Genomic DNA, 12,043 nt, shown 5'->3' with positions numbered 1-12,043 from the left:
TCCTAGATAAAGTCTGCAAAACTACGCTCAACCCATCGAAATACCGTGGAGCCAATGATGAAAAGGGCGATTGACACTATCGCTGAAATTCCCACTCCTAACCAGTTAAAACTTCCCTGTCCAGTCACGGCAAATCGAGATAGCTCAATTAATCCTGCCATGGGGTTGAGATAATAAAATGGTCGTATAGATGTCGGTACAATACTAGTTGAGTAAACCACTGGCGATGCATAAAGCCAGACCTGTACCAAAAATGGGACTGTATATTGAAAGTCTCTATATCGAACATTGAGCGCTGATAATAGCATCCCTACACTAGCAGCTAAAACCATTGTAATTACCATGGCAATTGGCAACATTAGCAAACTCCAGGTTGGTCTAAGGCCATAGAAATAGGTGAGGGGTAAGAGCAAAATCAATGACACAACAAAATCAATCCAGGCGGAGCCGACTGCTGCCAAGGGGATAATCAGACGCGGGAAATAAACCTTAGTAATTAATCGTTCATCTGCGATCAGACTGGTTCCGGCTCTAGAGAGTCCCTCTGAAAATAACGTCCACAGAATTAAAGCTGAATAGACGAAAATTGGATAAGGAATGTCGTCAGAAGACAATTGGGCGAAATAGCCAAAGATCACGCTGAAAATCACCATTGCAACGAGGGGTTGTAATAGCACCCAGCCAATCCCGATTACAGTTTGCTTGTACCGTACACTTACTTGTCTAACTGTCAGCATCCACAGCAAATCTCGATATTCCCAGAATTCCTGCACAGCTTCGCTTAAGCTCTGGTTACCCGAATGGATGACAATTTTTTGACGATGGCTGCTCACACACGTACTGCAACGAAAGGATTTGGGTTTAGGGAATGACGGAAGTGGGGATTATGAGCGCCATGAGAGCGCTTGATGTTAGAGTTCCCCAGTGTGGTGGGAGAGCGATCAGAATCTCAGTATTCTATCAACCATCCCCAATGAGTCGGCGATTGTTCCAGGGGGATTTCCCAGAACTGGGTTGATAAGATGGTTAGGTAGCTAACTCTCGCCTGATCCTCAAGGCTTTCCGCCAGGTGTTCTATGCAATCGATCGGTACTCCTTTTCCCACCAACAGCAACCTTGATGGAATTATTGCCCCCACTACGGATGAAGCCGTCTCACCTGCAACGATGTCTGTGCTCCTAGGGGCATCCCTGGCCGAGCTAACAGCCTGGGTGCAACAACAGGATCAGCCAGCTTATCGGGGACAGCAACTCCATCAATGGATTTATCAAAAGGGCGTACGGGAACTGACGGATATCTCGGTGTTTCCGAAACAATGGCGAGCGACCCTGGCATCAGTATCAGTTGGACGATCTACCTGCTACCATCGGGCAGCTGCCCAAGATGGCACCGTCAAGTATCTCCTACAGATGGCTGATGGATTAGTGATTGAAACCGTGGGAATTCCCTCCGGCGATCGCCTGACGGTGTGTGTCTCGTCCCAGGTCGGGTGTCCCATGGCCTGCGATTTTTGCGCCACGGGCAASGGGGGGGTTTGCCCGCAATCTCCAGCGCCATGAAATTATTGATCAGGTGTTAACGGTTCAGGAAGACTTCCAGCAACGGGTTACCAATGTAGTCTTCATGGGCATGGGGGAACCGTTGCTAAATACCGCCCAGGTTCTGGCTGCTATCCAATCCTTGAATCAGGATGTGGGTATTGGCATGCGCTTGATCACCGTCTCCACGGTTGGCATTCCAGGTCATATTCGACGATTGGGGCAGCATCAGCTGCAAGCCACTTTGGCCGTGAGTTTACATGCTGCGAACCAAGAGGTGCGAGAACAACTGATCCCCAGTGCTCGCCAGTACCCGTTGGTTGACCTCTTAGCTGAATGTCGGGAATATGTGCAAATAACAGGTCGGCGCGTCTCCTTTGAATATATTCTGCTGGCGGGGGTGAATGACTTACCTGAACATGCGGTGGAACTTGCCAGCCATCTCCGTGGTTTCCAAAGTCATGTGAATCTGATTCCCTACAATCCCATTCACGATGCTGACTATCAGCGGCCCAGCCCTCGCCAAGTGACCCAATTCTTACAACTATTGCAACACCACCACATTGCGACTAGTGTGCGTCGCTCTCGAGGACTCGATCGCGATGCGGCCTGTGGACAATTGCGAGCGTCCCATCCCTCTGCCTAGCAACTAGAAGCTATCCCCTCCCCTCGTGATGAACATCACCGTCCACCCACTATAACCATCACTGGAGGCTACCCCAGCCAGGTGCGATAACAAGAGAGTCCCCTATGCTTGGAGTGATCCCATGACGGCCTCGTTCCCCCTGAAAGCTTCCACCCTGCTACAGGCGATCGCGACCACGGTTGCCCTGGCGATGATTTCAGGACATCTGACCCTGCATCTGCCGAGACATTCTCCGGCTGATGTTCAATCTTCCAACTCCTCCCCCTTTCATCCTTAATCCTGAAAAACGCCTGAGATAGATTCGGAGTGTGGGCGATGGCCAGAGGCAAATCTAGCTCTAGGGGAGCGGCTACGCCAATGACCATCGGCACCCTCAAGCTTAGAGAGACCCCATATTTCCGGATTTTCCATCGGTAAAGTTTATGTATAAAAAACGTTGCTGCTTTGCTTTCCTTCGGCTGGGTGCTGGCAAGTTTGGTCAATCCCTGGTTCGTCACCGCTGCCCCCATACTCCAATCAACTCAGACTGTCGTACCCGCAGCCATCCCCTTCCCCTCCGTTCCAGAAGATGCCGTCGTGCATATGGAAAAAAAGTGGGTCAAGGAGTACGAAACCTACTTTGACAAACCACTGATGACGAGGTCTCTCCAGAAGACCAGGGAGATCCGCCGTGCCCTGAAAAGAATTGCCCAACGCACAGGGAAAAAAACGGCTCTGATCTATGCCGTCCCCTCTCCCAGTCAGTTGGAATTAATTCTGGTGACCCCCTATGCCCGCCCGATTCGCAAAACCGTCAACGAGGCCAACCGCAATACCTTGATGGAGGTGGCTCAGGAGTTCCGGATGACTGCCAGTGATCCCAGGCAGGTACATAACACTAAATATTTGAAATCGGCTCAACAGCTCTATCGTTGGTTGGTCACCCCCCTGGAAACCGACTTACAAGCCCAAGGGATTGATATTCTTGTCTTCTGCACGGGCGCTGGGTTACGCTCAGTGCCTTTCTCGGCACTCCATGACGGGCAGCAGTTCCTGGTTGAGAAGTACAGCGTTGCCCTGATCCCAGCATTTAACCTGACCACAACGCACTACACCGATCTTCGTAATGCCCCCGTCCTGGCAATGGGAGCCTCCCAATTCCAAGATCTAACCCCATTACCCGCCGTTCCCCTAGAACTCTCCACCATCGTCCAGACCCAGGGAGGACAAGCCTTCCTGAATAGCCAATTTACCCTTGATACTCTCAAGGCTGAGCGCCAGCGTCAAAGTTTCCAGATTGTGCATTTGGCAACCCATGGTGAGTTTCTGCCGGGTTCTGTGAGTAATTCCTTTATTCAATTGTGGGATGACCGTCTCAAACTCGATCAACTGCGGCAGTTGCAATTGAACCAACCCCCCGTTGACTTGCTGGTCTTAAGTGCCTGCCGCACGGCTCTGGGAGATCAACAGGCCGAGTTAGGCTTTGCTGGACTGGCGGTGCAAGCAGGGGTCAGATCGGTTCTTGGTAGTCTCTGGTACGTGAGCGATACGGGAACCTTGGCCTTAATGACAGAGTTCTATCATCATCTACACACCCAGACCCTGAAGGTTGAGGCGCTTCGAGAAACCCAGATTGCCCTGCTAAAAGGAAGCGTCGAGATTCGGAATGGTCAGCTATTCAGTCCCGCGATCACTACCCCGGTGATCCTGCCTTCCCAACTGGGGAGACAGTCCAATGTCAGCCTTTCCCATCCTTACTACTGGGCTGCCTTTACTATGATTGGGAGTCCTTGGTAGATCTGTGAACGTTGGATCCATCCATTAAGAATTGGCAGCGTACTGGCAGGATCATCGGGTTTGGTAAGGGTTGCCATCGTCACAATACTGAGTCCGATGCTGTGGTAGCCAGCCTCCCAGAATCGACGCTTCACAGTCTGAGAATGGTTTAATCGGTTTTCAGCATTGCGGGATCAACCTCAATGCCCAATGCCGCAGCAACGCGCGCACCATCATCGGCATCTGCCCGCAAGAAGTGACACAGTGGTCTCGTCAATTATGGGTGCAGATTTGAGCGTGTTCTGGGTATTGCTCTCTCCAGCCCCTAGGAACGGGCTGGATGAGTTGGCCTCCATCAATCAGGTTGTTGCCAGCTCAAGAATCCTGGATACTGTTACCTGGGAAATCCAATGAGGGGATGGGCATGAAAGCGCAGGTGTTTCGAGGGGTAAACCAACTCAGCTACGAAGACGTACCGATTCCAGTCTTGGCCGCCGATGAAGTGCTGGTCCAGGTACAGGTGGTGGGTCTCTGTCAGTCTGATATCAAGAAGATTCGCTATCCGCTGTACGAGCCACCCCGGATCTTCGGCCACGAAACGGCGGGGATCATTGCCCAGGTGGGATCAGAGGTCAGAAATTGGCAGGTAGGCGATCGCGTTGTGGTGCTGCACCATATTCCCTGTATGCACTGTGGCTACTGCCTCAACGAAAACTATTCCATGTGTGATGTCTATAAAAATATCACCACCACCGCAGGATTTGTCCCCAGTGGCGGTGGCTTTGCCGAGTATGTGAAAGTGCCCGGTCACATTGTCCGCAATGGTGGGTTGATGACGATTCCCGATGGCATCAGTTATGAACAGGCCAGTTTTGTGGAACCTACCAACTGTTGCCTGAAGGCAGTGAAGAAAGCCCAAGTCGCACCGGGGCAGACGGTGCTGGTCACTGGAGCCGGGCCAATTGGATTGATGTTTGTGATGTTGGTGAAGTACTTCGGAGCCAGGGCGATCGCCACGGATTTACTCCCGGCGCGGTTACAAAAAGCCCTGGAAGTGGGGGCGGAGGCAGCCTTTGATCCCCGAGATCCTCATCTGGCTGCCAACATCCACGCCCTTACCCAGGGGATGGGCGTGGATACGACTCTGCTAGCGGTTCCCAGCGATAAAGCCTTTTTCCAGGCTCTGGAATGTACCCGTAAGGGCGGCAAAATTCTCTTCTTTGCGGAGTTTCCGGATGAGGTGGAAATTCCGATAAATCCCAACATTCTCTACCGTCGAGAAATTGACCTCATGGGCAGCTATAGCTCTTCTTACCGGGTACAGGCCTTGGCAGCGGATATTGTTTTTAATCGGCGCATTGATGTCGATGCCTTGATTAGCGATCGCTACCCCCTCCAGGAGTTAGCCGCCGCCGTAGAACGGGCGATCGCCCCCACGCCCGAAACCTATAAAATCTTGCTTTACCCTGAAGCCGGGCTGCATCGGGAGTGCCTCAGCTAGAGTACCGGGGATCGTTGCAATCTCACGCAGCCATTAGGGAGGGAGCAATTCTTCTATGTCCGTGGTGAGGAAACAAGGCAGGGAGTTGCTCACTGTTGAGGTCTTGCACCCAAGTAACGAGGGCAATCGATGTTAACTCGAACCCCGTCGCAAACAACACAGCGAGATAGTCCTGCTTCCGACGAATCAATACGGTCTTTCCCAGGGGGCCTTGCAACACAATCGAACGAAACCCGCTCAATCTGAGGGAACTGCTTAAGAGAGAGCGCAGACCTAACGTTTGAAAAACTGCCCTGAATCCAGGTATGCATGGCCTCTGAGTTAATGTCAGCAATTTCAATCTGTTTATTGGGGAGGCCATTGCTGTCGAAGTAGGCAATCGCTCGAATGAAGTCAACTGGATCAGAGGTGTGAGGATGCATACGTGGACACCTACAGGGGAATATTTTTAACTATGCATCTTTTCAGCTCTGACTCAGAACCGGGGAACTACGGCTCAATATGATGAGAAAATCCCACAACTTCCGCAACACTACTTAGGAGAATTGAGCCAAAAACTCATCAGGGATCACTCAAAACTAACCTCAATCTCAGGCAGGTCATGGAGGCGAGGTTCTTAAAGTACAGTAAAGAAATTATGACAATGATTCTGGCGGAAGCCCTGACCAAGGTTTATGCGGTTGCCATCAAAGAACCAGGTCTCAAGGGGACTCTCAACCATTTCCTGCACCGTACCTATCGCTCAATCGAAGCCGTGCGAGCGGTTTCCTTTGCAATTCAGCCAGGGGAGGTGGTGGGCTTTTTGGGGCCTAATGGTGCCGGAAAAACCACGACCCTGAAGATGCTAACAGGACTGGTCTATCCATCCGGTGGCCATGTGCGGGTTGCAGGGTACAATCCCTTTCGCCGGGAAGCGGGGTTTCTGCAAAAAATCACCCTGGTGATGGGTCAAAAGCAGCAGTTAATCTGGGATCTTCCCACCCTAGACTCCTTGAAAATCAATGCGGCTGTCTATGACATCCCAGAGCGGATCTTTCAACAACGTCTAGGAGAATTAACCGAGATGCTCTCTCTGGGGGACAAATTAACCCAGCCAGTCCGTAAACTGTCTTTGGGGGAGCGGATGAAAGCGGAACTACTCGCCGCCCTATTGCACCAGCCCCCAGTCTTATTTTTAGATGAGCCAACCTTGGGCTTGGATATCAATGCCCAAATTAGTGTCCGGGAGTTTCTCAAGGAATATAATCGCCGCTATCAGGCAACGATTTTACTCACCAGTCACTACATGGCAGATATTACCGCCCTCTGCGATCGCGTACTGTTGATTCACGAAGGCCAGTTAATCTACGATGGCAATCTGGAGCGGTTGTTGACTCGTTTCGCTCCCTATCGAGAAGTCAAGGTCGAACTCGCAACCGCCTGCTCGGCAGAACAATTGCTCACCTACGGCGAATTGGCAGCACTAGAAGGCTGTTGGGCACGGATTCTTGTGCAACGAGAGGCTCTGACACGAACCGTTGCTCGGCTGCTGGCGGAGCTGGAAATTCTCGACCTCACCATCACAGACCCACCGATTGAAGAGGTGATTGGGCGGGTCTTTGACACGGGCTTAGTGGTGTGAGGTTGCCCAATGACGGAACCGGATTTACCCATACCCTTTCTGTATCTACCGTGAGCCAACTGCGCCGAATTTTGAGACAAGCAAGCACACTGCTGGTGGTCTACTACGCCTATATGTTGGAGTATCGGGCAGAGCTGGTGTTGTGGGTACTCACAGGTTCCCTGCCGATGATTCTCATGGGGGTTTGGATGGAAGCTGCCCAGGGTGGACTGTTTGGCCTCACCCCGGTGGAGTTTGCCCGCTACTTCCTGGTGGTATTTATCATCCGCCAGCTCACGGTTGTCTGGGTGATCTGGGAATTTGAGAAGGATGTGGTAGAAGGTCGTCTATCTCCACGCTTACTCCAACCCATTGATCCGGTTTGGCACCATGTGGCCTCCCATATGGCAGAACGACTTGCACGCATGCCCTTTGCGATCGCCTTGGTGGGATTTTTCTTTATCCTCTATCCCCAGGCGTTTTGGATTCCTCACTGGCAGGGAGTGGTGTTATCGACCTTCGCCGTGATCTTAGGGTTTGCGCTGCGGTTTTTAATCCAGTACACCTTTGCTCTGTTTGCCTTCTGGACAGAAAGAGCCAGTGCTTTAGAGCAGTTTTGGTTTTTACTCTATTTATTTTTGTCGGGGATGCTAGCTCCCTTAGAAATTTTTCCAGCGCTGGTTCGTGAGGTGGTGTTGTGGACTCCGTTTCCCTACTTGATCTACTTCCCCTGTGCCCTGTTGTTAGGCTTTCCTGTCCAGGTAGGACAGGGGTTTTTGGCAATTGTCGGCTGGACAACTCTATTTTTTGTCTGGAATCGTTGGCTGTGGCGTCAGGGATTAAAACAATACTCTGGCATGGGTGCTTGAACCGATTTGGGAGGGGAAACCCAATGGCGATCGCGGAGGCAAAGGCACAAATCAAGAGTGGGGAAAGAGACACAATTAGCGACAATCAAAACTTTTTGTAGCAATGGTAATGATGAAACGAACAGTCATTGAGCAGAACATTTTCAGAGGATGTTTTAAAAGTCATTCAGGGTGTGTTTCACCACCCTAGCTACTTAGAAGCTAATACGAGAGAATCAGGGTTACAGGGTTTGCGATAGCCGAAGGCTGGTCGGAGACCATCGCGCCTCTGAGTTGTATTTGAGGCTAAAGCCTACCCTTTTAAAACGTCCTCTAAGAATCATTCTCATACTGAGAATTGCAGGGGGATGTCCACCTGGTTTGGCAGAGGGGATAAGGGGCGCTATAATTTCCCATTTATCATCACTCAGATCTCTGGGGTAGAAGGGTTCAGGTATTTCATTGGCCAAAATCGTAACCCTAAGCTTATCCCTGCTCTCTATCCTTCTCCTCCCGCTTCAGCTTTACTTGATAAATTAGCTCTAAAAGTGCGGAGCTTGAAGCCTTGATTACTGCTGCCGAAACCCGTCTGATTTATCTGTACCCCTACTCTCCCAACTTTTCACCTATCGAAAACTATTGGTCGAAGATGAAGAGCATTCTCCGTCGGATCGGAACCAGAAACAATCTTGATTGACTCAAAGCATTAGATGTCGAATTCGCAGTAGTAATAGTAGAGAATTTAGTGGATTGGTTTACTTACTGCTGTTACTGCACTTTAGTAGACTGACAATCTCAATACCGTCTAACAAGCATCTCAAGCACTTCGGCTGCATCTTTTGTCAGTCAACCAAATCTGCTTCTGATGACATCCAATTTTTGGTCGGAGGAAAATACCCGGAATTGGTTTCAAAATTCCTGACTATGAGCTACAACTTAGATTCTATGAGGGTTGAAGTCCTTTCCTTCTAAATTTAACGAAAGATTTTTCAGACGGCTCACAACTTCACCGAAAGGTTAAATTTTAGTTCTAAATATCTATCAGATCAAAGAAATAGCTTCTCTTGATAATCAAAATTATCAAGATTTCACTTGTTGAAATGCAATCATTTTAGTGAAGTAAAAATTCGACTCTTCTACCACTTTTTAACTATATTAGAGAGTCGTTCAAGGATTTGATTATCAGCCCTTGCAATACCCTCAGCTGTGAAATCATCGACCCAGCCTGCAAACTCATAAATCTTATTGAAACCGTTAGCAGATCTGATTACTGAAATCACCTCTGTAAGTTCAAGCTCACGTTTATCGGTCGATTTTCTAGAGAGCTCGGCTGCGTTTTTTGATACATTAATATCTCCACGAATTTTTGAACGATCAACTACCTGATTAAATTTGAATTGTGATGACTCAGAAGCCTCACCAATTAAGGGCATCAAATTGTTGAGAAGCTCGGGATTCTCTGTCAGCTTTTCATATGAAATGCAGATGCCATTGTATTTTTTGACAACTGACAAAAGCAATAAAATAGCAGTGATGGTTTTTTCGAGCCCAACCCTCAAAAACCTCAGATGTGTGTTCAAGCTTATCTTCACCCCACCAATCCTTGCGTGCTGAAACCTCTGAAAGATATACATGAAATGGATTGCGAATAATCCAAATTAGATTTGATTTAATGGGTTCTTTAACTCCGGAAAGCAAGTTGTCAATAGCCCTAATATAATCTAGTCGTGTAGACGTCTCTTTAATAGCTAGAATTGGTTTACCCTGCAAATCAATACTAAAGGAATCCAGAAAATTACCGAGATCTAAATCAAAGGGTTTTGGATTCTTCTTTGATGCATTCCATGGCTCATAAACCATAAAAAACCCTAGAATGAGCATCCAGTACCGCTGCCATAACAGTTGTACCTGAGCGAGGTAAACCAATCAGACAAACAATCTTCTCAATGTGGGGTGGACTCAGTGGCTGTAAGGTGGCATATCGACCCTCTGGCACCAACCAGTCACGATTTACTTCACGCCAGGCTTGTAGGTTCATTCGTTGCCAGATAGAAAGTCGCTCAGAGACGGACAAGCTGGTGGTCTTGTCGGTTTTTTTTCGTAAGTTCCCTTCCTTAAGTCTGCTAACTTCATGTCGAACTTCTATTGGCAGATCGAGCTCAAGGAAGTTAAACATCTCACGCACACCAACCCAGGTTCCAAACATGATCTCGTAGTTGACAACTAAAATACGTCTGGGATATTTTTCCAGAGCTTGTACAGTCAGACGATGGGCCGCATTCCATTCTTCGATGGCTGCTTCTACACCGCGCTTAGCTCCCCAGGTTTTGTCGGACGGATCATTAGCACGGCGTTTGAACGACACTGCTACGTCCTCCAAAGTTCTGGAAATGAAGATGACTCTTGCCTGAGGGAACTCTGTGAAAATTGCATCATATCCGCGATAGAGTAACGGGATCTTGTCGCCAAAAAAGGTCGCATTCTCATATCGTTCTTTAAATCCAGAATAAGCTTCAGGAAAGTGATCCAAACTCTGGTAGAAAGTGTCGCCTGTCTGTAAATTAAGGAAACGTTCTTTCTCAAACAGATCGGGAGTCAGTTTACCTTTACTGCGGTAAAGGTTGATGTATCTTTCAAGCCCGATTACCACCTTGGGATGTGCTACAAGAAGTTTACGAAGGACTGATGTACCGGATCGAGCGCATCCACATACGAACAAATATTCTTTCACTTTGTCCTCCCTTCCTGCTGGTTTCCTTGGTTGTAAATCATAAGATTGTGAATATTGCATCAATTGGGGAAGGCACTGTCATAGAGATCAGTTATTAGTCTGACTGCCTCTGGGGCCAGCAACCAGTTAGAGCTTGGCACATCGTAGGAGTTGACAACTTTTGCTGATGATAATGTTCCGATAATATCATCAGCATAGACTTCAGACAGTCGCCGTTGCATGGTGGTGATCGGGTACGAACCACCTATATCTACCTTAACAGTGCAGGCTTGGATTAAATTGCCGAGTTCAGCAAATTGTGCACCGTGTGCTTTCTTGAAGGCGGGTGTCAAAACTTTGAGCACCCTATTGCGTGGCGAACAACGATGCCGCATTGAATAAATGACATTTAGAGCACGCAGTATCTCTGAATCCGTGACACTAGGTGATACATTAACCTTTTCAGGGGAAGAAGGGATTTGCACATTGGAGGCCACTAGAGAAAGAACCGCCTGTGCCAAATCGCCGGTTTGCCGTACAGTCTCGTAGTCCAATATGCGTATTCTTGGGCTGAAAGCTTTCCGATAGTAATCCAGCAATGCGCAGGGGTTGAGGATCGGACTCCGTAATGGGCGTGAGAAATGCCAAAAGAAGAAGTCAGAACAAGGGTCGGTGTTGCCCTGTTTAGCTAGTTGCTGCCAATTCGACAGCAATAATTCATCAGCCCGACGATACACATAAATGACCGTCACATCAAGCCCGTCCAACTGATCTCCAAGTACACAGACTTGTTTATAGTTCAGGAGGTCGAAATTCTCAGAAGAAATAATAGTCTTCTCAAAATCCTCTGACTCTGAGAGAATTAGATTCAAAAACTCGGAGGGTTGGTTCCTCATTAGTTGCTGTGCAACCCCGTGGTGTCCCCATTCCAGGGTCACCCCGGTTGTCGGGTAGTAAACAGAAGCCTGCCTTAATGTCTCACGATGACTAGAGAACTGCTTCTGTATGTAAGTTGAACCAGTCTTGTGAGGCCCTATATGTAAAACAATCTTGACCAAGGAAGGTGATTAGGTGTAAATTTATTGTTTAAGATACAGCAAAAATGGTTAACAGTAAAGTGATAATTGACAGGAGGTAGGGAATGATCAAAATAAATGAACAAATAATAGTTATTACAGTTTGTTTAATCTTGAAATTTTGAGGAGTGCAAACAAGTTGTAAAATTAGATCTATGGGACACCACAATCGAATCAAAATCATTGAGAATAAGCTCTCGTTATTGAAAATAGTGACAATTAAGTTATAGTGATGGGCAAGGTACAAAATTGTAAGGTTTTAGCTTCATGATTATCACTATTAGATTCAACTATTTACTGGGTATCATTGGCTGACATAAGAGTCCATGATCTACTCGTAGAATCTGCCAAGATAATAAAGCATATCCG

The 12,043-nt window shown here is 48.3% G+C and carries 11 protein-coding genes and 2 pseudogenes; 7 read left to right on the top strand and 6 right to left on the bottom strand.

Annotated features, from left to right (window positions below; all coding sequences use genetic code 11):
- Positions 1 to 2: 2 nt before the first annotated feature.
- Positions 3 to 833: an ABC transporter permease gene (locus DO97_RS09585; RefSeq protein WP_072016412.1), complete on the bottom strand. Its 831-nt coding sequence runs from the start codon at positions 831 to 833 to the stop codon at positions 3 to 5.
- 333 nt (positions 834 to 1,166) lie between these two features.
- On the opposite strand from DO97_RS09585, the pseudogene rlmN reads away from it, so the two are divergent.
- From rlmN to DO97_RS09570, 4 genes and pseudogenes are all read left to right on the top strand, one after another.
- Positions 1,167 to 2,184 (top strand): annotated as a pseudogene (rlmN, locus tag DO97_RS09580) (dual-specificity RNA methyltransferase RlmN).
- A 121-nt stretch (positions 2,185 to 2,305) separates the two neighbouring features.
- The gene (locus DO97_RS23845; RefSeq protein WP_156120512.1) at positions 2,306 to 2,461 is read left to right on the top strand and encodes a hypothetical protein; all 156 of its coding nucleotides are present in this window, start codon (positions 2,306 to 2,308) and stop codon (positions 2,459 to 2,461) included.
- Between the two features lie 185 nt (positions 2,462 to 2,646).
- Positions 2,647 to 3,960, top strand: a complete 1,314-nt coding sequence (locus DO97_RS09575; protein ID WP_162182972.1) for a CHAT domain-containing protein — start codon at positions 2,647 to 2,649, stop codon at positions 3,958 to 3,960.
- A gap of 403 nt (positions 3,961 to 4,363) precedes the next feature.
- A complete protein-coding gene (locus DO97_RS09570) occupies positions 4,364 to 5,440 on the top strand; it encodes a zinc-dependent dehydrogenase (RefSeq protein ID WP_036532887.1) in 1,077 nt (358 codons plus the stop codon).
- A 22-nt stretch (positions 5,441 to 5,462) separates the two neighbouring features.
- Here DO97_RS09570 and DO97_RS09565 read toward each other — a convergent pair whose 3' ends face one another.
- A complete protein-coding gene (locus DO97_RS09565) occupies positions 5,463 to 5,681 on the bottom strand; it encodes a hypothetical protein (RefSeq protein ID WP_036532857.1) in 219 nt (72 codons plus the stop codon).
- Between the two features lie 396 nt (positions 5,682 to 6,077).
- Here DO97_RS09565 and DO97_RS09560 point away from each other — a divergent pair, with 396 nt between their 5' ends.
- The 3 genes and pseudogenes from DO97_RS09560 to DO97_RS30200 all read left to right on the top strand — a co-directional run.
- A complete protein-coding gene (locus DO97_RS09560) occupies positions 6,078 to 7,061 on the top strand; it encodes an ABC transporter ATP-binding protein (protein ID WP_036532855.1) in 984 nt (327 codons plus the stop codon).
- 59 nt (positions 7,062 to 7,120) lie between these two features.
- Positions 7,121 to 7,909, top strand: a complete 789-nt coding sequence (locus DO97_RS09555) for an ABC transporter permease (RefSeq protein WP_036532884.1) — start codon at positions 7,121 to 7,123, stop codon at positions 7,907 to 7,909.
- A gap of 562 nt (positions 7,910 to 8,471) precedes the next feature.
- A pseudogene (locus DO97_RS30200) lies at positions 8,472 to 8,556 on the top strand (hypothetical protein); the annotation flags it as partial.
- Positions 8,557 to 9,024: 468 nt separating this feature from the next.
- On the opposite strand, the gene DO97_RS23840 reads toward DO97_RS30200, so the two are convergent.
- The 4 genes from DO97_RS23840 to DO97_RS09540 are packed head-to-tail and all read right to left on the bottom strand — an operon-like array spanning position 9,025 to position 11,656.
- Positions 9,025 to 9,321 (bottom strand): hypothetical protein, encoded by a 297-nt coding sequence (locus tag DO97_RS23840; RefSeq protein WP_156120511.1) that lies wholly within the window; start codon positions 9,319 to 9,321, stop codon positions 9,025 to 9,027.
- A gap of 37 nt (positions 9,322 to 9,358) precedes the next feature.
- Positions 9,359 to 9,748 carry a hypothetical protein gene (locus DO97_RS23835; protein ID WP_156120510.1) on the bottom strand — a complete coding sequence of 130 codons (390 nt, stop codon included), beginning with the start codon at positions 9,746 to 9,748 and terminating at the stop codon, positions 9,359 to 9,361.
- A complete protein-coding gene (locus DO97_RS09545; RefSeq protein WP_036532851.1) occupies positions 9,738 to 10,679 on the bottom strand; it encodes a sulfotransferase family protein in 942 nt (313 codons plus the stop codon). Before DO97_RS09545 ends, DO97_RS23835 begins: the two co-directional genes overlap by 11 nt.
- A complete protein-coding gene (locus DO97_RS09540) occupies positions 10,679 to 11,656 on the bottom strand; it encodes a hypothetical protein (protein WP_204368556.1) in 978 nt (325 codons plus the stop codon). The genes DO97_RS09545 and DO97_RS09540 overlap by 1 nt, the downstream gene beginning before the upstream one ends.
- Positions 11,657 to 12,043 lie beyond the last annotated feature (387 nt).

Origin of the sequence: Neosynechococcus sphagnicola sy1 (assembly GCF_000775285.1) — a bacterium.
In the GTDB taxonomy this organism is placed as follows: Bacteria; Cyanobacteriota; Cyanobacteriia; order Neosynechococcales; family Neosynechococcaceae; genus Neosynechococcus; species Neosynechococcus sphagnicola.
This window is presented reverse-complemented; position numbering and strand designations above follow the sequence as displayed.

Bases quoted from the DNA above. Each gene is read 5' to 3' on its own strand.
- DO97_RS23845 (WP_156120512.1), top strand. From the start codon at position 2,306: ATGACGGCCTCGTTCCCCCTGAAAGCTTCCACCCTGCTACAGGCGATC.
- DO97_RS09570 (WP_036532887.1), top strand. From the start codon at position 4,364: ATGAAAGCGCAGGTGTTTCGAGGGGTAAACCAACTCAGCTACGAAGAC.
- DO97_RS09560 (WP_036532855.1), top strand. From the start codon at position 6,078: ATGACAATGATTCTGGCGGAAGCCCTGACCAAGGTTTATGCGGTTGCC.
- DO97_RS23840 (WP_156120511.1), bottom strand. From the start codon at position 9,321: ATGCCCTTAATTGGTGAGGCTTCTGAGTCATCACAATTCAAATTTAAT.
- DO97_RS23835 (WP_156120510.1), bottom strand. From the start codon at position 9,748: ATGGTTTATGAGCCATGGAATGCATCAAAGAAGAATCCAAAACCCTTT.
- DO97_RS09545 (WP_036532851.1), bottom strand. From the start codon at position 10,679: ATGCAATATTCACAATCTTATGATTTACAACCAAGGAAACCAGCAGGA.